Source organism: Nitrococcus sp., from assembly GCF_059432795.1.
In genome coordinates this window covers 1-25,630 of sequence record NZ_JBXWZQ010000003.1, presented here as the reverse complement: position 1 = coordinate 25,630, position 25,630 = coordinate 1, and the positions used below count along the sequence as shown (strand labels likewise).

The window sequence follows — 25,630 nt, the reverse complement described above, 5'->3', positions numbered from 1 at the left end:
GGGCGCGGTGAAGATTCTCATCGTCGATGACGAAGCACCGGCTCGCGGGCGATTGGCCACCCTGGTACGCGCCGTGGGCGGGCACGAGGTCTTGGGCGAGGCCGCCAACGGGGCCGAGGCGCTTAAATGCTGTGAACGCCGGCAGCCGGAGGTCGTCTTGATGGATATCCGCATGCCCGGTATGGACGGACTGGAAGCCGCCGGCCGGCTGAGCCGATTGGATCAACCGCCGGCAGTGATCTTCGTAACCGCTTACGGCGATCATGCATTGGCCGCTTTCGAATCCGCGGCGATCGACTATCTGGTCAAGCCCGTGCGGCGTGATCGCCTCGCGAGCGCGCTCAGCAGAGCGCAGCGGCTCAATCGAGCGCAACTCGAGGCACTTCGGCTACCGCAGAAAGCGCGCGGCCGCGAGCACATCCTGTGTCGGCGGCGCCGCGGTGTCGAGGTCGTCCCGATCCAAAACATCCACTACTTCATGGCCGATCAGAAGTACGTTATCGTTAAGCATTCAGATGGCGAGGATCTCATCGAGGATTCGCTGCGCCAACTCGAGGAGGAGTTCGGCCGTCGTTTCCTGCGCATTCACCGCAAGGTCCTGGTTGCGCGCGTCCGCCTCATCGGCCTGGAGAAGCGCTCGGATGGGCGCTGCTACGCGGTTCTCCTGGATAGCGACGAGCGCCTTGAGATCAGTCGGCGCCACCTGCCGCAGGTGCGCGGTCTGCTGCGCGAAGCGGCGGAGTGACCGCGGATAGCGCTATGCGCCGGCCGTCGCAGGCCGCCCGGCCGCGCTGTGGCGAGTCGTTTGCGTTCGCCGCCGATGCGCTCGCTCGCTGAGGCCGCTTCCCCCCAAGCTTGGAAGTTGAGGAAACCCATGACCCGACGACGGCTTCGTATCGCCACGCGCAAGAGCGCGCTCGCCTTGTGGCAGGCTGAGCACGTAGCTGCGGGGCTGCGCCGCCTGTATCCGAATCTCGATGTCGAGCTGGTGGCCATGACCACGCGCGGTGACCAAATTCTGGATACACCGCTTGCCCGCATCGGTGGCAAGGCGCTGTTCGTCAAAGAGCTCGAGCGCGGTATCTGGGAAGGACGGGCGGACATCGCGGTGCATTCGATCAAAGACGTCCCGGCACAGCTGCCCGAGGGCATGCACCTGCCGGTGGTGCTCGAGCGTGAAGACCCCTGTGATGCCTTTGTCGCCACGCACTACGAGAGTCTGGAAGGATTACCGCCAGGCGCACGCCTGGGAACCGCCAGTCTACGCCGGGAGTGCCAGCTGCGGGCGCAACGTCCGGACTTGCGAGTGGGCACCCTGCGCGGCAACGTGCAAACCCGGCTTGCCAAGCTCGAGCGCGGCGAGTTCGATGCGATCGTGTTGGCTGCGGCCGGGCTGCGCCGTCTGGGGCTTGAGGAGCATATCCGCTGCACCCTGACGCCGGAACAGAGTCTGCCGGCGGTAGGACAGGGGGCCCTGGGGATCGAGTGCCGAATTGACGACGCCGAGATCAACGAGCTGATCGCACCCCTCACCCACCGCCCGAGTTATCTGCGGGTGGTCGCCGAGCGCGCGGTTAATGCCCGCCTCGAGGGTAGCTGCCAAGTGCCGATCGCTGCTTTCGCCGTGCTCGAGGCGGACAATATCTGGCTGCGCGCGCTGGTCGGCTCCCGGGACGGCAGCTGTGTGCTTCGCGGTGAAATCCGTGGGCTCGCCTCGCAGGGAAGCCACTTGGGCGGGCAGCTCGCAGACGACCTGCTCGCCCGCGGCGCTGCCGAGCTGCTTGCTTCGCTGCAGGAAGACTAGCCGATGCCTTGTCCGCAATAGGCTACACTTAGCCGAATTCGCTTAGTCAGTCTGGCTCACCAATGTCACTTGAACGTCAAGCACCCTGCCCGGCGGCAGGCTCCCTGCAGGCCGACCCCAGCGATCACTGCCCAGGCGACGCGATCAGCTGCACCTCCGTGCGCGGAGCCGACGCCCGGCCGCAGTGCCGGGTGGCACGGAGGCTGCTTGGCGTCCATAATCCTTACCGACGCCGCTGCCGAGATGTGCCATCCGTTGGCGAGGCTTGCATCTGCAGCGCACGCGCGGAAGAGCACACGCGCGGATAGAGCAAAGGGGGCAGATCCGCGAGAGCCATCGTCGAATAACAAGTTTCGCAAACATATGACTAGACCGCACCGGTGGTTCTCCGGAGTCGAGTGCACCACGGCGGATGACTTTCGCTGCCAGGCGGCGGCCGTGAGGGCTCGTGCACACCGTTGAGTGCCCGCTGGATGATACACGCCACAGAGAACGACGACCGATGAGCGAGGAAAAAACCGAGAAGGGGCGCCCGCCGCAGGGTGCATCGACGCCAACGGCGCGCAACGCGCCGACGCAAGCCGGCAACTCCGGCAACGGTGCCAGGTCGACCTCACCGGGTCCAAAGAGGGATGGCGGTGGCGGCACGCCGCCATCACGCGGTGGTAGCGCACTAGCGGCCGTGGCGTTAATCGTGACGTTGTTGGTTGCGGGCGGCGCGGCCGGCGGCGGCTACTGGCTCTGGCAGCAGCTTCAGCGGCTTGACGCCCAGCAATCACGGTACGTCGTTGCCGGGAATGTGCAGGCGGACCTCCAGCCGCTGCAGGACCGTCTCGGCGCGTTGTCGAGCGAGGTACAACGGTTCGCACAGCGCTCCGCCGGGCCGGGCGAGGAAGAGGTGAACCGCCTGGACAAAAGCGTCAGTGAGCTTGGCCAGGGGCAATCGCAAGTGCAGCAGCAATTGGCCGAGCTGCAGCAAGCGCACGAGGCGCTGCGCGAGCGCGCGGAAAATCTCAGTCAGCGTTTCGAGGAGACCGCGCCGGCCAAGCGCGCCGCCTGGGCGGAAGCCGAGGCCGGCTATCTCGCGTTCGTGGCGAAAAACCGGATACGTTACTACGGCGACGTGGATTCGGCGCTCGACGCGCTAAAGAAGGCGGACGAGTTGCTGGCGGAGCTCGGGGGAGAGACGATCGAGGCCCGCCGGGGCTTGGCGCGAGCCGTCGATCAACTGTTGAAAGTCAATCCACCGGATCGCAGCCGCATTAACCTGGCATTGCACAATATCGGCGAGCGGCTGGAGGACCTGCCGCTGGCGGTGGGAACCGAAACCGAGTCCGCCACGGAGGCCCCTGTCAGCACGGAGGCCGACGCCGTGCAGGGCTGGCGCGCGCGGGCCAGCCATGCGTGGGACGAGCTGAAAGGCAGTCTGTCGCGGCTGGTCGTGGTCGCCCGTGATCTCAAGGTCGTGCCGTTGGTGACTCCGCAGCAGCGGTTCTTTCTCCACCAAAACCTCACTCTCGAGCTCGAAGCGGCACGGCTCGCGGTGCTCAGAGGTGATCAGAGCCTCTATGAGAAGAGCCTCAACCGGGTCCGGGAGTGGCTGGGGCTTTATTTCGACGACGAAAGCCAAGAGGTAAAGGACGCGATTCGTGAGATCGAAGCGCTTGTCGACCAGCCGGTGAGCGTGGAGCTGCCTGACATTGGTCCGCTGCTGGCCCCGGTAGAGCAGCTCGGGTTCAGGAGTGCGCAATGAAACGGTTGTTTTTGATCCTGTTCATCCTGATGGTGAGCGTGGCCGCGGCCCTTTGGTTCAATGAATACCAGGGCTACGCCTTGTTTACCGCCGGCCCCTGGACGTTGCAGATGAGCCTGTTCGTCTTCGTCGGCGGGTTCCTCGCGCTCTGGCTCGCGCTCAATACACTCTGGTCGCTCGCGCAGCAACTCTGGCACATGCCCACGGGTGTGCGGCGTTGGGCGGGAAATCGCCGGCTCGCCAAGGCGAGGCAACGATTGGTCGGAGGATTGATGCTGCTGGCCGAGGGGCGGGACAAGGAAGCGGAAAAGGCGGTGGTGCAGCGTGCGGATACCATCGATACGCCCCTTCTGAGCTATCTGATAGCCGCCTTTGCCGCTCATCGCCAAGGCGCGTGGGACGCTCGAGATCAGTACCTGGCGCTTGCCGACCATGGCGAGAAGCGGGCCCATGTGGCGCTCGGTGTGTGGCAGGCTCAGTTGCAGATGCAAGCGCAGCAATGGGACCAGGCAATGGCCAAGCTCAGCTGGGTGCGCGAGCGCGCCCCACACAACCGTCATGCGCTCCGATTGCTGGCCGAATGTGCCGTTGCGCTGCAGGATTGGGAGAGCTTGGCGGGCGTGCTGCCCGATTTGCGCATGCAGCGGGTGTTCTCCGATGCGGAGTTGGAGGATTTGGAAGTGCGTGCGGCAGAGGCGAGACTGGACGCCGCGGCTGAGCAGGGTCCCGAGCAGATCGAGGCCGTCTGGCGGGGAATGACCCGGGAGCAGAAGCGCCTTCCCGGGATCGTGGCGCTCTATGCTCACAGCCTGATCGCCGCGGGCCGCTCTGAACAGGCGGAACAATTGCTGCGCACTCGGCTGGAGAAGCAGTGGGACCCGCGTCTCGTGAACGTTTACGCGGAGCTCGATATCAAGCCCGCGACACGCGCGCTGGAGGTGATCGAACGCTGGCTAAATGCGCGACCGGACGATGCGGACCTGCTCTATGCGGCGGGTTGCCAGGCGCTACGCAGCGAGCAACTCGGCGGCGCACGCAGCTATCTGGAAGCCGCGGCCCGCCAGGTCGAGCGGCCGATCATCCTGCGCATGCTCGGGGATGTCTACGATCGCCTGGGTGAGTCGAATCAGGCACGGGACAGTTACCGTCGCGCGCTGAACAAGACGCTGGAGAGCGGATCCACGCGGGCGCCTGCGCTTGCGCTCGCTTCGCCGCCCGCGACTCCGGTCCAGACGACGGCGGCGACACCGGTCGTGCAGACACCGGCCTCTTGAGGGTCGATTACCGTGGCGCTTGGCTGAGGTCGAGCAGGCGCAGCCATTGCTACGGCGGAGGCTCATTAAGCCCTGCGCAAACTCGCGCAGCAAAATCGTCGCCGCCGTGGTGCGCCAGGTCTCCGACCCGCAGGTGGCACCGCCTTTTAGTCAGGCCCAACCCGCAATGTTCCGGCGTATGATCTCGACCAAGGCGCTTAGGTGGTCGGGGCGGTCATTGAGCGCAGGCACGTAGTGAAAATCGCGGCCTCCCGCTTCCAGGAAACGCTCGCGGTTGAGCATGTTGTTTTCCTCGAGCGTTTCCAGGCAGTCGGCGGCGAAACCGGGACAAAGCAGGTCCACGCGGTGGATGCCGTTCCGCGCCAGATGCTCCAGGGTCCGATCGGTATAAGGCTGGAGCCATTCCTGGGGACCAAACCGCGACTGGAATACGACCATCCAATCCTCGGGCGCCAGCTCGAGTTGCGTTGCAACGGCTTGTGCCGTGCGTTCGCAATACGTGGGGTACGGATCGCCGCGCTCGACGTAGCGTTTCGGGATCCCGTGAAAAGAGATTAGCAGCCGCTCGCCGCGACCATGTTGTTGCCAGTATTCACGAACCGAGCTGGCCAGCGCGTTGATATAACCCGGATGATCGTGGTAGTCGCGAATGAAGCGCAAGTGGGGCATGACGCGGCGCTTGCGCAGGACTGCCCCGACGGCATCATAAGTGGATGCGGTCACGGATGCCGAGTATTGTGGATAAAGGGGCAATACCAACACACGGTCACAGCCAGCGGATTGCAGCTGTGCATAGGCCGAGTCGATGGACGGCTGCCCGTAGCGCATACCGAGGGCCACTTCGATGCGCTGGTCGAGTTGCTCGCGAAGCCTTTCGGCGACCCCGGCGGCCTGAAGCTTCGAGATGGTCAGCAAAGGGGAGCCCTCAGGAGTCCATATGCGCTGGTACGCTGCTGCCGATCGGCGCGGCCGGATCCGCAGGATCACGCCGTTGAGGATCAGCCACCACAGCGGCCGTGGCGTCTCGATTACCCGGTAGTCCCAAAGAAACTCCCCGAGGTAGCGACGAAGTGCTTTCGGCGTTGGCGCCGAGGGCGTGCCCAGATTGGTCAACAGCACTCCGATACAGCGATTTGCGTCGGTCATCGGCACTCTCTCGATAGCAAAACGAACATATGCCTGCGTGCACTCACTCGCCGCCTCTAAGCATGGCAATCCGTCCATGCCCGCTTGACAAAAGGCGGCTGGCTTGCGGACTCAGGATTCGGTGGTAGCGCTCGGCTCCTGCATTGCCGCATCGACGACCGCCAGGGCGCTCATATTGACGAGGCCTCGGACGGTGACCGATGGTGTGAGGATGTGGGCGGGCTTGGCGACGCCAAGCAATACGGGCCCTACGGAAACCGATTCGGTGACTGTCTTGAGCAGATTGAAAGCAATATTGGCGGCGTCCAGCGTCGGCAGGATGAGCAGATTGGCCTGTCCTTTGAGGCGCGAATTGGGGAAGATGCGCTGGCGGATCTGTTCATTGATGGCGGCGTCGCCGTGCATTTCTCCTTCCACCTCGAGGGTTGGGTCACGGTCCTCGATCAATGGCAGCGCCTCGCGCATCTTGGCCGGTGAAGCGAGGCTCGACGTGCCGAAGCTGGAGTGGGAGAGCAGCGCAACCTTGGGAGTCAGACCGAAGCGGCGGATTTCGTCCGCGGCGAGTACGGTCATCTCGGCTATTTGGTGTGGGTTCGGATCCTCGTTAACGTAGGTATCACACAGGAACAGCGCCCCTTTCGGCGAGATGATTACGCTCATGGCGGCGAGGTCACGCACTCCGGGCCGCTTGCCCAGCACCTGGTCGACGTAGCCGATTTGCCGCCGGTAGCGTCCGACCATGCCGGCGAGCATGGCATCCGCCTCGCCGCGCCTGACCATCAGCGCGGCGATCACCGTTGTGCGCGTGCGCACTATCGCCCGCGCATGATCGGGTGTGACCCCTTGGCGCTCCATGATGGAGTGATACAGCGTCCAGTATTCCCGGTAGCGCGGATCGTCTTCCGGGTCGACCAACTCGAAGTCCTCATCCATTTTCAGCCGCAGTCCGAGACGCTTGATACGCATGCGCACCACCCGCCGTCGACCGATCAGGATGGGCCTGGCCAACTCATCGTCCACAACCACCTGCACCGCACGCAGCGTGCGCTCCTCTTCTCCGTCGCCGTAGACTAGGCGCTTGGCTTCGTTGCGAGCGCGCTCGAAGATTGGCTTCATCACCAGACCGGACTGGAAAACGAACTGGTTGAGCCGCAGGCGATAGGCATTGAAGTCGTCGATGGGCAGCCTCGCCACTCCGCTGTCCATGGCCGCTTTTGCCACCGCCGGCGCGATACGGGTGATCAGCCGTGGATCGAACGGCTTGGGTATGAGGTAGGTGGGGCCGAATTTGAGGGGTTTGCCGCCGTAGGCCGCCACGACGATGTCGGAAGACTCCGCCCGGGCTAGATCGGCGATGGCCATGACGCACGCCTTTTTCATCTGCTCGTTGATCACGGTCGCCCCCACGTCGAGCGCACCGCGAAAAATGAAGGGAAAGCACAACACGTTATTGACCTGATTGGGATAGTCCGAGCGGCCGGTGGCAATGATCGCTTCCGGTCGCACCGCGTGGACGATCTCCGGAAGGATCTCGGGTATGGGGTTGGCAAGCGCCAGAATGAGCGGCCTCGTTACCATGCGCTTTACCATCTCTTCGGTCAGCACGCTCGGGGCCGAAAGACCGAGGAAGATATCCGCCCCCTCGATGGCCTCGGCCAGAGTGCGTGCCTGGGTATTCGCCGCATAGCATGCCTTGCGGGCATCCATCTGCTCGCTGCGACCTTGATAGATCACCCCCTTGCGGTCGGTGACGATCACATTTTCCGGCTTCAGGCCCATGCTGATCAGCAAGTCCAGACAGGCGAGGGCGGAGGCGCCTGCCCCGGAGGTCACCAGCTTTACCTCCGCGAGTCGTTTCTCCAGCAGGGACAAGCCGTTGTGAACCGCCGCCGCGGTAATGATCGCGGTGCCGTGTTGGTCATCGTGAAAGACCGGAATATTCATGCGCTCCTTGAGCTTGCGCTCCACATAGAAGCACTCCGGCGCTTTGATATCCTCCAGGTTAATACCGCCGAAGCTGGGTTCGAGACTGGCGATGATCTCCACCAACCGCTCGGGGTCGCGTTCCTCGATCTCGATGTCGAACACGTCGATGCCGGCGAACTTCTTGAACAGCACGCCTTTGCCTTCCATCACCGGCTTGGCCGCCAAGGGCCCGATGGCACCGAGCCCGAGCACGGCCGTGCCGTTGGTGATCACCGCGACCAAGTTGCCCCGGGCCGTCAGCTCGGCAGCGGCATCGGGGTCCTCGACGATCGCCTCACAGGCGGCGGCAACCCCCGGCGAATAAGCGAGTGCCAGGTCACGCTGGTTGGCCAAGGGTTTCGACGGTGTGACGGAGATCTTGCCGGGCTGTGGCGAACGATGGTATTCGAGAGCGGCGGCGCGGAAGTCTTCGGGCATCGTGCTCTGCTCTCTCCGGCTACGTGCTATTGAGGTGCATGCGATCAATTATATGAATGGATCGGTCATTGGGGCCAGCCAATGCGCCGGATCGTGGTCGTGGCCTCACCCGCGCGTATAGCTGCGCGCGAGAAACCCCTCCAATAGCTCGGTGAATTGCTGCGGTGCCTCCACATGCAGCCAATGCCCCGCCCCGGGTATGCACGCGAGGGCCGCTTGCGGGAAGCGCTCTTGGATGAGCCGACGAGCCGAGTCCGACACGTACGTGGAGTTTCCACCGTGTATGAATAGCGCGGGCTTCGGGAAAGTCGTTGTCAGGTCGGGGAAGCCCTCGATGCAGGGCATCTGGTCGGCCAGTATGTCCAGGGGAATTCGCCATTGATAGCCACTCGCGCGCGCTTCCAGATTGGTCAGCAGAAATTGCCGCACCATGGGATCGGCGATGGCCCCGGCCAGGGCTTTATCGGCTTGCACCCGCGAGTCGATGTCGGCCAGTTCCAGGCCGCGCATGGCATCGACGTACTCGTAGAGGTGCCCCCGGTAGGCAACGGGCGCGACATCGACGACCACCAATGCGGCGACGCGCTCGGGTCGGGTCAAGGCGAGGGTCATGGCCGCTTTCCCGCCCATGGAATGACCAACGAGGGCCACCTTATCGAGCGCTTGCTCATCGAGCAGGCAGAGCAGATCCTCGGCCACGGCGTGATAATCCATGCTTGGGGCATGCGGGGAGCGACCATGGTTGCGCAGGTCCGGCAGCAGCACGCGGTAGCGTCGGTCAAAATGACGGGCATGGCGCTTCCAGTTGCTGCCGGAGCCGAACAAGCCGTGGAGTATCAACAGGGGGAGCCCCTCGCCGCTTGCCTGAAAATGAAGTCGGACCGGCTGGTTATCCATCGTGGTTCAGGCTCGCCGGGCCTCGGGCTGCGGCTTGCGCTTGAGCCAGAGTTGCTGCGCCGCGCCGGCTTGGGCCGTCATGCGCAGCTCCTGAATGGCGACGCCCAGCATAGCGAAATCCAGTTGCGGCGCGCCCTGAAGCTCATGCAGCGTCCGGCGCAGGCGCGCCACGATCGGCTCATTCTCCTCGGCCCAATGAGCTACCTGCGCCTCCGGGCTTTGCTCGTTGGACGCTAGGCCAAGCACGCGCAAGGTCAACAGCCGAAGCTGGACGTAGAACTCATTCTCCAAGCCGGACCGATAGCGCTCTTGCCAGGAGTCGACGACCTCGCACTGCGCCAGCCGATCGCGCAGCCAATTCAGTTCCAGATGCGTTGTCGTATTGAAATAGACGCGGGCGGCGCGATCCAGCGTCGCGTTTGTCTCCGAGCAGACTTTCACTAGGTCGAGCGCCGGATACAGCGGCTCGAGGTGAATGATCCGCTGCCCGAGCGCCTGGGGGACCCCGGCATCCGTGAGCGCGGCCGTCTCGGCGTCCAAGCGCTCCTGATCGCTCTGTGGCAGCAGATCGTCCAGCCACGCCCTGAGCTGCGCGATCGCCGGGCGTATACGTGCCACCGTCTCTTGCGTGTCGAACGGTGTCTGGACATTGCGCAGCAGCCACAACGTCGCGCGTTCCTGAAGGTCACTCAATCGCAGCAGCATGCGGGTTTGAATCTGCGAAGGCGCCTGATTGTCGAGGCGGTCGATGGCGCGCCACAGTTCCCAGAGATCGTAGATGTCGCGGGCGGCGAAATAAGCCTGCGCGGCGTCCATGGGGCTACAGCCCGTCTGCCCGCAGACGCGGAACAAAAACGTGCTGCCCATGCGATTGACGATATGATTCGCGAGCATCGTAGCGATGATTTCGGCGCGCAGCGGGTGGTTGCGCACGGGTGTGGGGAAGCGCTCGCGCAGAGCCGGGGGGAAATAGTAGTCAAGCTCCCCCGCCAAATACTCCATATGGAGCTCATCGGAATGCAGCGTCGCTTCATAGGCCTCTATCTTGGCATACGCTTGAAGCACGGCGAGCTCCGGGCGCGTCAGGCCGAGACCGGCTTTTTGCCGCTCCGCCATGCCCTCGTCATCCGGCAGATGCTCTACCCGACGGTCGAGGTGCCCGCTTCGCTCGAGCTCGCGCATGAACCGCAGCTGCTCGTCGAGCAACTCCGGGGCCCGCGACTCCGACAGGGTGATGCCCTGGGTTTGGCGGTAGTTATCATGCAGCACGAGCTCGGCCACATCCTCCGTCATGTCCAAGAGCAAGGCATTGCGCTGCCTGAGGCTCAACTCGCCTTCATCCACCACGCGGTTGAGCAGGATCTTGATGTTGACTTCATGGTCGGAGCAGTCGACCCCGCCCGAGTTGTCGATGGCATCGGTGTTGATGCGGCCACCGGCGAGGGCGAACTCCACTCGCCCCGGCTGGGTGAAGCCGAGGTTGCCGCCTTCCCCGACCACTTGACAGCGCAACTCGCACGCATCGATGCGCACGGCGTCGTTGGCTTTGTCTCCTACGTCGGAATGCGATTCCGTCGAAGCTTTCACATAGGTGCCGATACCGCCGTTCCAGAGCAGGTCGACGGGCGCACGCAGGATCGTGCTGATCAGCTCTTGCGGGGTCAGCCGCTCGGCCTTGGTTGCCAATACGGCGCGGGTTTGCCGCGACAATGCGATGGACTTCGCGCTGCGCGCCCAGACGCCGCCGCCCTCCGAGATCAAGGAGCGATCGTAGTCCGCCCAGCTCGATCGCTCCAAGTCATATAGCCGCTGTCTCTCCCGATAGCTCGCCGCCGCGTCGGGATTCGGATCGATGAAAATGTGGCGATGGTCGAAGGCGGCAATGAGCTGTGCCTGTTGGGAGCTAAGCAAGCCGTTGCCGAAGACGTCACCGGACATGTCGCCGATGCCAACGGTGGTGAACGGCTCCCGGTGAACATCGCGGCCCATTTCCCGAAAATGGCGCTTGACGGCTTCCCAGGCGCCACGGGCGGTGATTCCCATCTTCTTGTGGTCATAGCCTGAGGAGCCGCCCGAGGCGAACGCATCTTTCAGCCAGAAACCGTATTCCGCGGCGATTTCGTTGGCAAAATCGGAGAACCGGGCGGTTCCCTTGTCCGCCGCCACGACCAAATACGGGTCATCATCGTCGTAACGCACCACATTCGGTGGCGGTACGACGCGCCCGTCGGTGATGTTGTCGGTGACGTCGAGCATCCCCCGCATGAGAATCCGGTAGCAAGTCTGGACCTCCGCGGCCATAGCGTGCCGGTCGTCGGGGAGATTCTTGCAAACGAAGCCACCTTTCGCGCCAACGGGCACGATCACCGCATTCTTCACCATTTGCGCCTTCATCAAGCCCAGGATCTCGGTGCGAAAATCCTCTCGACGCTCGGACCAGCGGATGCCTCCACGCGCCACTTTGCCACCGCGTAGATGAACGCCCTCTGTGCGCGGCGAGTAGACATAGATTTCGTAAGCGGGCACCGGCTTGGGCATGCCGGGAATATCTCGTGGCTGGAGCTTGAAGGAGAGATACTCCGGCGGGTGACCCTCGCTGTCGGTGCGGAAATAGTTGGTGCGCACAGTGGCTCGAATGGCTGCCAGCAGGCCCCGCAGGATGCGATCCTGATCGAGGCTCTCCACTTCTTCGAGCAGACCCTCGATGCGTTCGATTAGTGCCTCGGTGGGCTCCCGTCCCTGGTAGCGGGGATCGAAGCTCGCCTTGAACAAAGCGATAAGCTCCGGCGTGATCCCCGGGTTGGCGGCGAGCGTGTCCTCGATATAACTTTGGCTGAAAGGCGTCCCGGCCTGGCGCAGGTACTTCGCATAGGCGCGCAGAATGACGATGTCGCGCCACGCAAGCCCCGCGGTGAGCACCAGGCGATTGAAGCCGTCATTTTCGGCCTGGTCGCGCCAGACCGCGGCAAAGGCGTCCTGGAAGATATCGCGAATACGCTCCGCCTCCAGCTGCCCCACCCCCGCGTAGCACAGCCCGAAGTCATTGATCCAGCAGGTAAGGCCGCCGGCGCGCTGCACGGCATATGGACGCTCATCGATCACCCGTACGTCCATGTTCTCGAGCAGCGGCAGCGCATCGGAGAGGATGATCGGGCGCTCGGTATTGTAGAGCTTGAAGCGCAGCAAGCCCTCCTTGGCCTCCGCCGGGCGGTAGAGATTGATCGCGAGGTCGCCGGCTTGGTGCAGTCTCTCCAACCGCTCGATGTCCTGGACGGCGGCGGGGGGTTCAGTGTCCTCCCGATAGGCCGCGTTGAAGCCCTTGCCGTAGCGTCCGAGCAGCCGGTTGCCGGTCTCCTCGCCGTAATGCTCACGCAGCGCCTCGGCCAGATCGTCGCACCAAGAGCGCATGGTGTCGGTCAGCTGCTGTTCCAGCGCGCCATGGTCGTAAGCGGGATGACCGGGTTGCGTAAGGCGTACGATGAAGTGGATGCGCGCCAGCATGGACTCCGAGAGCTGCACCGAGAACTCGGTTTGTGAGCCACCGAAGGCGTCCTGAAGAATCGCCTGCATGCGCTCACGAATCTCGGTGTTGTAGCGCTCCCGTGGCGCGAACACCAGGCAGGAGATGAATCGACGATAGGTATCGTAGCGCACGAACAGCCGAACCCGCTGGCGTTCTTGCAGATGCAGAATGCCGAGCGAAATGTCGTAGAGCTCATCGAGGGAGGCCTGAAAGAGCTCATCGCGCGGGTGCGTCTCGAGAATATTGGCGAGCGCCTTGCCCGCGTGACTGTTAGGGCGCAGATCGGCAAGCTCCAAGAGCTGGGCGACCTTGCGCCGCAGCAGCGGAATCGCGCGGGGACTGCGGTTGTAAGCGGATGAAGTGAACAGGCCGAGGAAGCGGTGCTCGCCGATCACCTCGCCTTCGCGGTTATAGCGCTTGATGCCCAGGTAGTCCAGATAGCCCGGCCGATGGACGGTGGAACGGGTATTCGATTTGGTCAGTATCAGCGGTTCGGGGTCGCGAGCGCGACTGCGCACGTCTTCGGGAAGAAGCGAGAAACTGGTGGAGACGTGACGGCCGTTTGTCTGTCGCAGCAGCCCCAAGCCGGAGTCCGCAACGGCTCGCAATTCGTCCCCCGTGGGGCGGCGGCGCAGATCGTACCGGCGATAGCCGAGAAAGGTGAAATGGTCGTCGCGTATCCAGCGCAGAAACTCCAAGACCTCAGCCAGGTCCTCTTGCTCCACCGGCGGGCGGCTGCGACGCAGCGCGCGCATCACCTGACCGACCTGTTCCCGCATGGGCTGCCAGTCTTCGACCGCTACCCGTACGTCCTCCAGCACGGCGGTCGCGGCATGATGGATCTCCTGCAGACACTCCGGCTCGGTCTGCCGGTCGATCTCGAAGTGCATCCACGCCTCGTTGCACGTGCCTTTGTGCTCGTCAGGCGCGCACAGGCGCTGCGTTCGCCCCCGGGAATCGCGCTGCACCGTCAGCGCGGGATGGATGATGAGGTGGATAGTGAGTCCGAGGCCGTTGAGCGCCATGGACACGGAGTCGACCAAAAAGGGCATATCGTCCATGACGATTTGGAGAATCGTGTGACTCGATTCCCATTCGTGCGGCTCCGGGCCGGGGTTAAACACTTCGATGACGGGCTTGCCCGGCTGGCGCGTGCTCCCGAGACCGCGGTGAGAGCGCACGATGCCGTGAAGGTCGGCGGCTTGGCGCACGGCGATGTCTTCCGGCGCCACCCCTGAAAAATAGCGCCGCGTGAACTCCTCCAGCTGCTGCACCGTATCGCTGGCACCGTCCTTTCGCACGCGCCTGATAAGCGCCTCCATCACGCGGGCCTTCCGTTCTTTATCACTGCCCTGGTTCATTCCACTGATCCTCCGTGCGCCGACCAGCCAATATCTACGATCGAGGATATCTGCCGGCATATCAAGGGCATTACACGACGACTCCGCGGTTGCAGGGGTGGTGATTGTCACCGGGGTGCCTGGGTATGTGGCCGGCGGCGCGAGGACGGCGTAGGCCCGCTGCGGCGAATTCAGGCGGTCTGCGTCTTTGGGCTGCCCTTGCGCGGGCAGCGCCGCGTGGGCAGTGCCCATGATGGCCAACCAGCTCGACGCGGAGCGGCAGTGCAACTCCGCCGGCTCTCATCGTGCCTGAGCAACCAACCGTGAATGAATCGCATCAAGTTGCTCGAAGATCCCTTCAATCACATTTTCCTTCCCGGCGAACAGCGCATCCGGCCCGCCGGCGTGCAGGTTGCTGAACGGGGGTTCGTAAAGGGTGGACGCCTCCATCACACCCCGTGCCGTGAGCTGGTCTATCACCATCTCGATGAAGCGGATTTGCTGGGCAGTGAGGCTGCGGTCGTTGAGAAACGCTGAGAATGCAGCCTGCGCGGCGGCGCGATCCATGCCGACCAGACTCCGCACGAAGTGTGCAAGCGAGGGTGCCCCGCTTCGGGCCAGCAGACCGGAGAGGAGTGTCTTGCCATCGTCCTCGCCGATTTCGGTCAGCATCTTCTCGAGCCCCTGCAGGTCGGTCTCGGTGAGTGGCTGGTTGGTGCGCAGGCGATGTATGACGATGTGGTCCAGATGGCTGCCGAGGTAGTCCTTGACCTTCTTCTCGTACTGCGCGCCGGTCATTCTCGGGATCGGAACCGCCGGATCGTCGCGCACGCCCAGAACCTCGTCCTTGAAGTCGGTGTAGACGACTTTGCGCGTCTTCCGGTCGAGGAACGGCACCAGGCCGCGCAGGCGCAGGCGCAGCTCCTCCAGGCCGGCGAGGCCGATGTCTTCCCAGAAGGCGGTCTCCTGCACGCCGGCGAGGTATTCGAGCTGGGCGGCCACGGCGGGAATCGCCGTCTTCTCCTCCAGCAGCATCGCGATCTCCACCACCCGCTGGCGGTGACGCTCGAAGGCGCCGTCATCGCCCTCGGCCCGGGCCAGCTGCATGCGCAGCAAGGTCAGGTCGAACAGGCGGGATTCGATGTCGTCGGTCTCGATCTCCGAGGGCAGGCCGGCGACCTCGCGCTGCAGGGTCGCGCGGTCGGCCTCGGCGAGTCCGTCCCAGGCGTCGCGTTGCTGGAAGCGCTCCACCGCCTCCAGGTGCATGCGCACGATGAAGTTGTTCCGGTTCATCGCTGCCACCTCGCCGTGCAGTCCATCGGCGAGCGTGCACCGGAACGCGGCGTCCGGGTCCAGCTCGGGGCTCGTCTGGAGGTGGCCGAGCAACTGCACGCGGGCGCGGAACAGCCGGGTGCCGAGCGGGGCGCTGTCGCCGGCGTCGATCCCCTCGGGGTTCTCGCGGAAGAAGTCGAAATTGAAGCAGAAATCGAACACCCGAAAATCGCGTTTGTCCTCATCCGGCCCGAACAGATCCGGGCACAGGCGCGTGCCGCGTCCGAGCATCTGCCAGAACTTGATCTTCGAGTAGACGGGCTTGAAGAACACCAGGTTCGCCACCTCCGGCACATCGATGCCGGTGTCGAGCATGTCCACCGAGATCGCGATGTGCGGGGCTTTGTCCTTTTGCGAGAAGTCGTCGATCAGGCTCTGCGGGTACTTCGCGTGGTTGTCGATGACGCGGGCGAAGTGCCCGGCGTGGCGTGGGTAGTGGTGATTGAACCGCTGCTCGATGAATGTCGCGTGGTCGTGGTTGCGGGCAAAGATGATCGTCTTGGCCAGCCGGTCGCCGCCGGCCACCTTGTGGCCGTACTCCATGAGATGCTGGAGCACCTTGTCCACCGTGTCCCGGTTGAACAGCCAGTTGTTGACGGCGGCGGCGTTGACCCGATCGGGCAGCCTGCCCGGCTCCACGTCGTCGCCCCAGTCGAGGCTCTCCCACTGCGCCTTTTCCTCATCGCTCAGCGAGTCGTAGTCGATGCCCTCGCGGGGGAAGCGCAGATCCACCTGCTGCACGCGCGGTGGCACGAGAAAGCCGTCGGCCACCGCTTCCGACAGCTCGTAGGCGTCGGTGGGCACCCCCAGCTCCAGCTCGAAGAGCTCGTAGGTGTTCCGGTCCACCTCCTCGCGCGGCGTCGCCGTCAGGCCCACGAGCAGGGCATCGAAGTAGCGGAAGATCGCGCCGTATTTCTGATACACCGAGCGGTGCGCCTCGACGATGATGACGAGATCGAAGAGGCCGACGCCGAAGCGGGCCGCGCCGCCGTCGGTCTCGTCGATGAGCCCCATCATGGTCGGGTAGGTGCAGACGTAGACGCGGCCTTCGGTGTCCTTCTCGGTGACCAGATTCACCGGGCTGGCTTCCGGCAGATGCATCTTGAAGGCATTGCACGCCTGGTTCACCAGCGAGACGCGGTCGGCGAGGAACAGGGCGCGCTTCACCCAGCCCGCCCGCTGCAGCACATCCACCAGGGCGATGGCGGTGCGGGTCTTACCGGTGCCGGTGGCCATCACCAGCAGGGCCTTGCGGCGGGCGGACGTGAACTGCGCGAAGATGCTGCCGACGGCGCGCTTCTGGTAATAGCGCTCCACGATGGCGTCTTTCACCTGGGCGACATCCAGGTTCCGACGCTGGCCGCGGCGCCGAATCAGGCGCGCCAGCTCGTCCTTTTTATAGAAGCCCGCTAGCCGGCGCGGCGGATAGCTCACATCGTCCCACAGCCAGGAGGCGTAGCCGTTGCTGTACAGGATCACCGGCCGCTGGCCGTGCATCGCCTCAAGACAGTCGGCGTAGAGCTTGGCCTGCTGCCGGCCCAGCGTCGGATCGGCGGTGGTCCTCTTCGCCTCCACCACGGCCAGCGGCTTGCCGTCGTCGCCCCACAGTACGTAGTCGACGTAGCCGACGCCCCGGTTGTTGGGCATGCCGGTGACCTCGTATTCGCGGTCGCGGGGCTGGTCAAGCGGCCAGCCGGCGCGATGCAGATCGATATCGATCAGATAATGGCGGGTCTCGGCCTCGGAGTAGTCGTGGGGGTCCGGCTCTTGTTCGGCGGCGGCGCGGATCTCGGCAAGCTGTTCCCGCAAAGACTGCAACTCGGCGTCGAGCGCATCGCGCTCCTGCTGGCGCTTGAGCGCCTCGGCATTGTGCTCGGCCAGTTGCTGCTCCAGCGCCTCCAGCTCACGGCGCGGCACCACCGCGGCGCTCGCCGGGGCGGGCGGCACGCGCGCATCCTGCCAGGCCGCACCTTGCCGCGAGGCATCGGGCGTGTACGTGCGCACCAGCCAGTAGCAGATATGGTGCAGCTCCTTCACCACCTGCAGCGCGTCGTCCCGGCGCACGGCGCGCCGGCTGTGCACCGCCTGGTTGCCCACTTTCTGGACGACCCGCGCCTTCTGAAATACCGCCTGCGGCAACAGGTTCTGGAACGTGGGCTCGTGCAGCAGCGCCCCGAGGCCCTGGTCGTAAGGCAGCCGCAGGAAGGCGTCATGCCGGTAGAGCCAGTGGACGATGGCTTCCAGCGTGAAGCGGGCGTGGAAACAGGCGGCACGCGGATCGCCCATGATGTGGCTTTCCGCCTTTCTCGCCCCCGCCGCAATGGCGGCAAAGGGTTGCGGCAGAAAGCCGAAATTGCCCATGATCGCTACCCCCTTCGCCCCATAGGTGGCTGCCCCGGCCGTTGATGCTCATGAAACGAGAAATATGAGCAACAAGCCGCATTGTTGCTCACCCATGATGCACAAACCCGCCTGTTGTTCACAAAAAAACGCGTTCATGAACAACAAGCGGCCCCGTTACAGTTCCCCCGTTGAAGGCCCGGGACTGGAGGGAGGCGAAGAAAGCGTCCAGCTTCGGCCAGGTGGGCGCGCAGGGCATTGCCTATTCGTTTTCAAAGCCGGGAGAAGATATTATCGAGTCATGAGTGCAATCAATCTCGAATCCATCTTCGCGCTGCCGGTGGAAGAACGCATACGGATTGTCGAGGCAATCTGGGACAGCGTTGCTCGCGATGCACCGGAGGTGAAATTACAGCCCTGGCAAGCTGAGGAGCTGGATCGTCGAGTAGCCGAGTTCGAGACCAATCCCACGGAAGGCGTATCGTGGTCTGAGGTGAAACGAGCAACAGCAGCCAGGCCTTGGTGATTCGTTCATGGCTGAGCTTGGCAAGGTGGAGGTCTTGCTCGGCGACAACCCCATGATGTTTGGAAGAATACGCGGGGAAGTTCGCCGCGCCATATTGGACAAGTTTCCCTAAGGCGTTCTCTACATTCCACGGCCGGAATTTGTCAGTATTATTGCCGTATTACACCAGGCCTGGAATCCAAAACTCTGGCACACACGCAAGTAGGAGCCACCGAAGGCCGTCATGCTGCGCGCAGTCGCAGCATCCAGGGGTAATGGATCCTGCAACTGCGCCTGGTGGCGCTTGTGCAGGGTGATGCAAACCAACTTTTATTCTGCACGCAGCTGCAGAATCTATTCCACCCAGTCAGCCGCGAGATCCGCCCAGCCAGGGTTGGTCTTTTCGATCAACGCAACTTTCCATTTCCTGGGACGATTCTTGATCTTCTTTTCGACGCTGATGGCTTCCGTAATGTCATCGCCCTGTTGAAACCAGACCAGCCGGGTGACGTTGTACTTGCGGGTAAAGCCTTCAACCAAGTGTTTCTTGTGTTCGTATACACGACGCTGAAGGTCAGTCGTGACGCCTGTGTAAAGGGTGCCGTTTTTCTTGCTTGCCAGGATATAGACGTAGGCTGTCTTGCTCATCATGCTGGCTGCTTGTCGTGGATCCTGCGACGGCGCCTTCGGCTTGCGCAGGATGACACGGCTGTTCGGTCATGCTGCGCGCAGTCGCAGCATGCAGCGGTGATGGACCCTGCAACTGCGCTTGGCGCCTGTGCAGGATGACGTCGAAAACAGGCGTTACAGCTCCCCGTTGAAGGCGCGGGACTGGAGGGAGGCGAAGAGGGCGTCCAGCTCGGCCAGGTGGGCGTGCAGGCGAGCTTTTTGTTGCTCGACGGATTCGACGATGGTGGCGAAGCGGCGTTGCATGCTAATAGGTGGAACGAGGATTGGCATCCGATTCAGAATACTCATCGTTAGGTATTTCGTATTTGTCCCCTTCGAGAAACGTTTCAGATCGCCTAGCATGTATTCAAGTGCCACTTGTGCATATGGGTACGTGAAGGTTTCCTCATCGACCGTAATCACATAGGTCCGTTGATAAGCGTTAAACTTTCCTCTGTAATGTTTAACAGAGTAGTCAGCGTTAGCATTATTTCCCGCAAGAAAAAGTGCTTCACAATCGAAGGCATAGCTGTCGATAGCAAATGTTTCCCGAGCACAAGTGAAGAATGGATACTTTCCACCTTTAACTCCTGCATTGGAGTCCAGTTTTCCAGTGGTGAACCGAAAGGCTTTCATTAGTTTTTGTTTAGGGAAGCCAATAGAATTGGTAACAGGATCGCCGAACATATCAAGGAAGATGGATTGCAGCAGGGCGTCGAGCTGGGCGAGGGAGTCGCGGCGCTTGGCCCGCAACGCGTCCGCCGCATCCAGAATCCCCGCGATCCGCTTCTGCTCGGGCAGTGGCGGGAGGGGCACTTCAAGGCTCTTGACGAGATTCGTGTTGAGATTCTTTACGACCGCACCGGCCGCCCGCTTTGTGAACTCTCGATAGAGAAGGTCGGAACCGAGAAGATAGTAAAAGAAATCAGGATACACATTGTGATCTTTAGGGCTGAGGACGAGCCAACCGTCGTGAATGCAGCCCGATGTCTTGAGAATATAAGGTCGCCCGAAGCTCATCGAGTTTGTCAGCAGAAAGTCGCCTTCATGCACCATTCGGGACTTTTTAAGACCGTCGCGACGGATTCGATTCTTAGTCGTTGAAATATATTTCGAGCCACCTACGGCATCTCCAATCATTATCCAGTTAAGTCCATCGGGATCATCCGTGAGGAAATTTTGGATCGGTCTCGGGGATCCGCCGCGAGCAATCTCAAAGATTCCTTCGAGGGGTGTTCTTTTCCATCCACTCATCCCAACAACCCTTCTAGCTCCTTCCGCCCCTCCGCAATCTCCGCCTCCAATTTCGCCAGCCGCGCCAGAATCTCCTGTGGCGGATCGTGCTCCACCGCTTCGTATTCGACCTCCTTGTAGCGATTGATGGAAAGGTCGTAGTCGTTGCCCGCGATCTCGTCTCTCGGCACCAGGAAGCTCGGCTCGGTGCGCCGGCGCTCCGCCTCGGCTTTGCCGCCTGAGCGATAATCGCGCCAGCGGGCGAGGATGTCGGGCAGGTCGCTCCTGTCGGGCTGGGGGGTGCGCTTGTCGTCCAGCGAGAAGCCGTCGGCGCGCATGTCATAGAACCAGACATGATCGGTGCCGCCGGAGCGGGTCTTGGTGAACAGCAGGATGGCGGTGGAGACGCCGGCGTAGGGTTTGAACACACCCGAGGGCATGGAGACGATGACGTCGAGCTTCTGGTCCTCGACCAGGATTCTGCGCAGTGCCTTGTGTGCCTTGCTCGATCCGAACAGCACGCCGTCCGGCACGATCACCGCCGCCCGCCCGCCGGTCTGGAGCAGGCGCAGGAACAGCGCGGGGAACAGCAGCTCGGTCTTCTTGGTTTTGACGATCTGCTGCAGGTCCCTGGCGGTGGTCTCGTAGTCCAGGCTGCCCGCAAAGGGCGGGTTGGCGAGGATGAGGGAGTATTTCTCTGCGTCGTCGCCGCCATTGTCCGAGGCGCCCTCGGCCAGCGAATCCCGATAGCGGATATCGGGGTTCTCCACGCCGTGCAGCAGCATGTTCATGCTGCCGATGCGCAGCATGGTGGAATCGAAGTCGAAGCCGTGGAAGGTGCTCTCGTTGAAGCGGCGGCGCGAGGCCTCGTTCTTGTAGATGGCATCGGAGTGGTGCGCGCGCAGGTATTCGGAGGCGGCAATCAGAAAGCCCGCCGTGCCGCAGGCCGGGTCGCAGATCACGTCCTTGGGCGTCGGCGCGGTCATCTCCACCATCAGCTTGATGATGTGGCGCGGGGTGCGGAACTGGCCGTTCTGCCCGGCGCTGGCGATCTTGCCGAGCATGTATTCGTAGAGGTCGCCCTTGGTGTCGCTGTCGGCCATGTCGATGGCGTCGAGCTGGTCCACCACGTTGGCCAGCACGCGCGGCGTGGGCATCATGAACAGCGCGTCCTTCATGTGGTGGCTGTAGGTCGAGTCGCCCTCCGCCTCGTCGCCGCCGTTGCGACCGAGACCCTTGATGAACGGGAACACCTCGTCGCGCACCGTCGCGAACATCTGCTCCGGCGCGCGCTCCTTGAAGCGCGACCAGCGCAGGTGCTCCTCGTCGGCCGCGAAGATCGGCTCCTCGATGGGCTTCCCGGTCCGGGCCGCCTTGCGCTCGCGCAGCGTGTGCAGCTCGTCGAGCCGCTTGATGAAGAGCAGGTAGGTGAGCTGCTCGATGACGGAAAGCGGGTTGGAAATGCCGCCCGACCACATCGTGTCCCAGATACGGTCGACCTTGGATTTGAGCTCGCCGGTGATCATGAATAGTTTCTGTTCGTTCTCGGGGCTCTATCATCACAGAGCCGTTTGTGTCGCCCAACGTCGAAGCCCTGCCGACGCCGCAGCGGACGGCGTCCGCGGAGGATAGTTTAACCGCGCTAGCGGCTAAAGCGGTCGACGGCTGCAACCGTTGCCGCCCGCCGCCCGCTCGCGTCCGTCGTTGCAAGAGCTGCCATCCTCACTTCGCATATCTCATGGCTTCCATTAGTTGTATATGTGAGCAATATACAATTCATGATTGACTGGGCCCCGGGTTACGGGCTCCCAATGGGAGCAGGGCAACGCCCGCAAGAGCGCTGGCAAGCATGGCGTCGTGCATTCAGAGGCGGAACAGGTTTTCTTCAATCACCCCCTGCTCCTTGTGCCCGATCGGAAGCACAGTCAGCAGGAGCCGCGCTATCATGCACTGGGTGCGACCGATACAGGCCGGTTGCTGCACATTACCTTTACGCTGCGCTCTGCTGGGACCCTGATCCGCGTGATCTCCGCCCGGGACATGCATCGCAGAGAGAAGGCAGTTTATGAGCAAGCAGGGCAGAACGCCCCCTGAGTTCAAGAGTGAGGCGGACGAGCGAGCTTTCTGGGAGAGCCACGACTCTACCGACTATGTGGACTGGAGCCGCGCGGAACCGGCACGCTTTCCCAACCTCAAACCCACGACCAAGACAATCTCGCTTCGATTGCCGGTGAGCCTGCTGGAGAGCATCAAGATCGAGGCGCACAGGCGCGGGATGTACCCTACCAGTCCTTGATCAAGACTTGGCTGGCGGAGCACCTCAAGCGCGATCGGGCATAGCAGACGGTGGCGGTGTTGTTTTGCAAGACCTCGTATCATGACTTTGCCGTGGCGCTCATGAAGCCTGTTGTGCTGCTGATGCTGCAAGCTCAGGCGACGCCTGCGGAAGAATAGTTTAGCCGCGCCAGCGGTTAACCGTCGTACGGCACCTGCACGTGCTTCAACATCGGGAAGTGTTTGTGGTTCCGCGTCACCAGTGTTGCCCGCTGGAGCTCGGCAGTGGCCGCGATCAGCGCATCGGCCAATCCTGTACCATGGCTTTTGCCATAGTCCCGGCGCAGGAGGCCGCCCTTCTCCGCGATCGCCTGATCCAGCGACAGCACCTCGAACGCTCCTACGAACGCGCCAAGAGCCGTCCGTTCCTGGCCCTCGCGCACGCCGGCGTATAGCTCCGCCACTGTAATGGCCGACACGAGCAACATCTCCTGCCGGCTCTCAAGATAGGCGACGGTTTCCGGAACTCCGCGCAGATAATCAATGAGTACATCCGTATCGAACAACAGCCGCTTCGGCATTATTCTGGTCCCGATGCCGAGCGGTCGAGCTCGCGGCGGAGTGTCGCAAAATCCGGCAGGTCTTCCCGGCCCTGCCACATGCCGCGCGCCTGCCTGAGCGCAGCGAGACGATCCGTTTTTTCTGACTGCGCAATGAGCCGGTCCACGGCCTCACGAATCAGCTCGCTTTGCGTGCGGCCGGTGCGGCGCGAGAGCGCCCGCAGCGCCTGCTGCTCGGCTTCGGTGAGGTAAATCTGGGTACGGACCATCTGTACATCCTACGCGGCTTCACGATGTATAAAGGCAATGTATACACGGTTGGGCAGCCAGGGCAAGCGCCCTGACGGACGCGGTATCGCTCCTGACCGGGGAATTTCTCGGAACCTGGGCTCGGTGGGCGCCGATGCCGGGGCTGGCGTTCCCGTTGCCCGAGCTACCGGTAGGCGCTGTCGTGGTCGGGATAGACGCCAAGCACACGTAGCCATGCGTCATCACGATAGGCTACGCCTCGAAAGCCCTTGCCGATGCGAAAGGAGTAGAGACGGCCACCCCTCGGGTCCGTCTTGGAGAGGATCGCCTCCCAGTTCAAGCCCGAGTCGGTATAGACCTTTTCCCAAGTCATTTGCCGCAGCTTCTGGAAGGTCTTGAGCACCGCGAGCTGTTGCGGCTTCTCGAGAGAGAAGAAGAGGTCCTGAAACTCGGGGTTGTTCAGGTCAAGCGGTATCCCCGTTGCCATCGTCGACTCGTTCCTTGAGCTCATCGAGCCGATCGGCGGGGGCGGTGGTGCTCGTTGCGGCAATCGCACGATCCAGGCTCTCGCGTACGGGCGACTCATGCAGCCAGCGCTCACTGTCAGGCACGAACGTTCCTGCCTTGATCACCCATACACCCGGCGCCGTCTCCTCAACGATCACCTGGCGGCCTGCGTACTCCTTGCCTAGCGAGATTTGCCCGCTCCGGCCGACCGTCTTTACTGCCGAAGTCATACGCCTTCCTCCTTCACCCGCGCGCTCTATGCGGCATTCTTCTGGCAGCGCCCCTGTACCGGGTGTGCAGTCTGTTCCTCCGACCGCATCCCGTGCGGTTCTTCCGCTCAGCAGAACTCAGTCGATGAGCGGAGTATAAGCATATCATGCTGTCGTGCAGTAATGCGATCATTCCGCACGGGGTATTGGCTGCGCATGAAACATTCCTTGGAAGGCTGGACCTTTCTATGGCACTGCTCTTGGGCCACTTCCCACGGCACCACCAATACACGCAGGCGGATCTCCTTACAGAACGATCTCATAGGCCGGAGCTATGCACGAGTCAATGGGGTCAAGCCTTGCAACCGCGTATCCGCTAGTTTTGCTTGATTACAAGACCTGACCCCACTGCTGCTGCATCCCGTCCTCCGTATGCGGGGTTAGCAAGAGATGGACGTGGTTGGTCATCAGCACATAGGCGTGGATTTCTCCCCGTGATTTCCGCTCCTGAATTCAGGTGTGATTCGCAAGCACGCGCGCCAGACCTAATGTAGATTGCGTTGCTATGTGTCAAAATCCGCTGAACCGCGTTGCATCCGTTGAGCGATTGCCTTGTTAACTAGCAATTCGACAGTATCGATCATATTCTCTAGCGTCACGCGCTGCATAAACTGCACAGGTCCGAGTTGAAGGAATAGTTTTCCAAAAGCCTCATCCGCGAAACTGCTCGAGACTACGGGAACGCCTTCGAAGTCAACAATGACTTTCGCAGCTCCGGATATGTTGATGATGTTGTGAATTTTTTGGCGAACCGGTCGCCCGGATACACGACTCCCGAAAGCGAGACATTCTTGAGAAAGGCAAAACCGTATTGGCTCACCATCATATCCTTCGTATTGCGTTTCCACGTAATCAGTAGGATGGTAACGCACTCCTCCAAATGTCAATGCATCCTCAAGCAGGCTGGGGTCAGAAAAGTCAATCGTCGCCACTACTAAGGTTCCAGAATACGGTATATTCTTGTTGGATATTGAAAGCCCCTTTTTGGGACTGTATTCAAGTCTTGCATGTCCTGAGTCAACTTGAAAGTAACCGCTTGACTGGCTGCACACACGATATGTTCCAAAGAGCCCATTCCCTTGGCCAATATTCGTATCGCGCGTGACCCCTTCCCTAATCGCTTGATCCAATGCTTCTGTATCCGATTTAATATTCGGCCGACCTTGCTTAAGTGTTGTAGGGATCCCAATTCCAGCATCAGAAACAACAAATTGTACGCTTTTGGTGTTTCTCTCAAAAGTAGAAACTTGAACTAATCCACCAATGGTGGAATTCGAATGCAGCAGGACGTTGTCTGTAATTTCATTGACAGACCATTCAAAAGATGCCAAATTAGAACGTTGAAGGTCTGGAAGTGCACCTAGAATTACATTGACAATCTTGTTCACGGCATTCTGTTGCTCCTCTGGTGTGGTGTAGCGGGTTGCTGGAATCCGTGTATGGCCGCGGAACTGAGACATCCCAAAATAGCGAGGGTCCAAGTAGAAGCCCCAGTGTGTATTCATGAACAGGTTGTACAACCTTCGTTGATTCGGAGGGACCAATTCTATTT

General features: G+C 62.0%; 19 protein-coding genes and 1 pseudogene. 7 read left to right on the top strand and 13 right to left on the bottom strand.

What is annotated here, in order from left to right; translation table 11 throughout:
- The first annotated feature begins 7 nt into the window (after positions 1-7).
- The 4 genes from AC52Q4_RS00460 (at position 8) to AC52Q4_RS00445 (ending at position 4,831) form a co-directional block, all read left to right on the top strand.
- Positions 8-745, top strand: coding sequence for a LytR/AlgR family response regulator transcription factor (locus AC52Q4_RS00460; RefSeq protein WP_495534826.1), 738 nt, complete (start codon positions 8-10; stop codon positions 743-745).
- Between the two features lie 129 nt (positions 746-874).
- Positions 875-1,804, top strand: a complete 930-nt coding sequence (hemC, locus tag AC52Q4_RS00455) for a hydroxymethylbilane synthase (protein ID WP_495534825.1) — start codon at positions 875-877, stop codon at positions 1,802-1,804.
- A gap of 502 nt (positions 1,805-2,306) precedes the next feature.
- Complete coding sequence (locus AC52Q4_RS00450; protein WP_495534824.1) at positions 2,307-3,557, top strand: uroporphyrinogen-III C-methyltransferase; 1,251 nt, start codon at positions 2,307-2,309, stop codon at positions 3,555-3,557.
- Positions 3,554-4,831: a heme biosynthesis HemY N-terminal domain-containing protein gene (locus AC52Q4_RS00445; RefSeq protein ID WP_495534823.1), complete on the top strand. Its 1,278-nt coding sequence runs from the start codon at positions 3,554-3,556 to the stop codon at positions 4,829-4,831. The genes AC52Q4_RS00450 and AC52Q4_RS00445 overlap by 4 nt, the downstream gene beginning before the upstream one ends.
- Before the next feature lie 150 nt (positions 4,832-4,981).
- Here AC52Q4_RS00445 and hemH read toward each other — a convergent pair whose 3' ends face one another.
- The 5 genes from hemH to AC52Q4_RS00420 form a co-directional block, all read right to left on the bottom strand.
- Complete coding sequence (gene hemH / locus AC52Q4_RS00440) at positions 4,982-5,977, bottom strand: ferrochelatase (RefSeq protein ID WP_495534822.1); 996 nt, start codon at positions 5,975-5,977, stop codon at positions 4,982-4,984.
- A 111-nt stretch (positions 5,978-6,088) separates the two neighbouring features.
- Entirely contained in the window at positions 6,089-8,380 is a 2,292-nt protein-coding gene (locus tag AC52Q4_RS00435) for an NADP-dependent malic enzyme (protein ID WP_495534821.1), read from the bottom strand.
- Between the two features lie 105 nt (positions 8,381-8,485).
- Positions 8,486-9,277 carry an alpha/beta fold hydrolase gene (locus tag AC52Q4_RS00430; RefSeq protein ID WP_495534820.1) on the bottom strand — a complete coding sequence of 264 codons (792 nt, stop codon included), beginning with the start codon at positions 9,275-9,277 and terminating at the stop codon, positions 8,486-8,488.
- A 6-nt stretch (positions 9,278-9,283) separates the two neighbouring features.
- A complete protein-coding gene (locus AC52Q4_RS00425) occupies positions 9,284-14,161 on the bottom strand; it encodes an NAD-glutamate dehydrogenase (protein WP_495534819.1) in 4,878 nt (1,625 codons plus the stop codon).
- A gap of 279 nt (positions 14,162-14,440) precedes the next feature.
- Positions 14,441-17,833, bottom strand: a complete 3,393-nt coding sequence (locus AC52Q4_RS00420; RefSeq protein WP_495534818.1) for a DEAD/DEAH box helicase family protein — start codon at positions 17,831-17,833, stop codon at positions 14,441-14,443.
- A gap of 280 nt (positions 17,834-18,113) precedes the next feature.
- Here AC52Q4_RS00420 and AC52Q4_RS00415 point away from each other — a divergent pair, with 280 nt between their 5' ends.
- Positions 18,114-18,338: an addiction module protein gene (locus tag AC52Q4_RS00415; RefSeq protein WP_495534817.1), complete on the top strand. Its 225-nt coding sequence runs from the start codon at positions 18,114-18,116 to the stop codon at positions 18,336-18,338.
- Between the two features lie 333 nt (positions 18,339-18,671).
- Here the strand turns inward: AC52Q4_RS00415 and AC52Q4_RS00410 are convergent, their stop codons facing one another.
- The 3 genes from AC52Q4_RS00410 to AC52Q4_RS00400 all read right to left on the bottom strand — a co-directional run bounded on the left by AC52Q4_RS00410 (position 18,672) and on the right by AC52Q4_RS00400 (position 21,745).
- Positions 18,672-18,968 carry a GIY-YIG nuclease family protein gene (locus tag AC52Q4_RS00410; protein WP_495534816.1) on the bottom strand — a complete coding sequence of 99 codons (297 nt, stop codon included), beginning with the start codon at positions 18,966-18,968 and terminating at the stop codon, positions 18,672-18,674.
- A 153-nt stretch (positions 18,969-19,121) separates the two neighbouring features.
- Positions 19,122-20,240, bottom strand: a complete 1,119-nt coding sequence (locus AC52Q4_RS00405) for a restriction endonuclease subunit S (RefSeq protein ID WP_495534815.1) — start codon at positions 20,238-20,240, stop codon at positions 19,122-19,124.
- On the bottom strand, positions 20,237-21,745 hold the full coding sequence (locus tag AC52Q4_RS00400) for a type I restriction-modification system subunit M (protein WP_495534814.1): 1,509 nt from the start codon (positions 21,743-21,745) through the stop codon (positions 20,237-20,239). Before AC52Q4_RS00400 ends, AC52Q4_RS00405 begins: the two co-directional genes overlap by 4 nt.
- A gap of 256 nt (positions 21,746-22,001) precedes the next feature.
- On the opposite strand from AC52Q4_RS00400, the gene AC52Q4_RS00395 reads away from it, so the two are divergent.
- Positions 22,002-22,313, top strand: coding sequence for a BrnT family toxin (locus tag AC52Q4_RS00395; protein ID WP_495534813.1), 312 nt, complete (start codon positions 22,002-22,004; stop codon positions 22,311-22,313).
- Positions 22,285-22,559 (top strand): annotated as a pseudogene (brnA, locus tag AC52Q4_RS00390) (type II toxin-antitoxin system BrnA family antitoxin). The gene AC52Q4_RS00395 and the pseudogene brnA overlap by 29 nt, the downstream one beginning before the upstream one ends.
- Before the next feature lie 131 nt (positions 22,560-22,690).
- Here the strand turns inward: brnA and AC52Q4_RS00385 are convergent.
- The 5 genes from AC52Q4_RS00385 to AC52Q4_RS00365 form a co-directional block, all read right to left on the bottom strand.
- Positions 22,691-23,074, bottom strand: coding sequence for a type II toxin-antitoxin system VapC family toxin (locus AC52Q4_RS00385; RefSeq protein WP_495534812.1), 384 nt, complete (start codon positions 23,072-23,074; stop codon positions 22,691-22,693).
- On the bottom strand, positions 23,074-23,322 hold the full coding sequence (locus tag AC52Q4_RS00380) for a ribbon-helix-helix domain-containing protein (RefSeq protein WP_495534811.1): 249 nt from the start codon (positions 23,320-23,322) through the stop codon (positions 23,074-23,076). The genes AC52Q4_RS00385 and AC52Q4_RS00380 overlap by 1 nt, the downstream gene beginning before the upstream one ends.
- A gap of 164 nt (positions 23,323-23,486) precedes the next feature.
- Positions 23,487-23,789, bottom strand: coding sequence for a hypothetical protein (locus tag AC52Q4_RS00375; RefSeq protein ID WP_495534810.1), 303 nt, complete (start codon positions 23,787-23,789; stop codon positions 23,487-23,489).
- Entirely contained in the window at positions 23,767-24,039 is a 273-nt protein-coding gene (locus AC52Q4_RS00370) for a hypothetical protein (protein WP_495534809.1), read from the bottom strand. The genes AC52Q4_RS00375 and AC52Q4_RS00370 overlap by 23 nt, the downstream gene beginning before the upstream one ends.
- A gap of 542 nt (positions 24,040-24,581) precedes the next feature.
- On the bottom strand, positions 24,582-25,630 hold a 1,049-nt coding region (locus AC52Q4_RS00365), incomplete at its 5' end, for an STAS-like domain-containing protein (protein WP_495534808.1).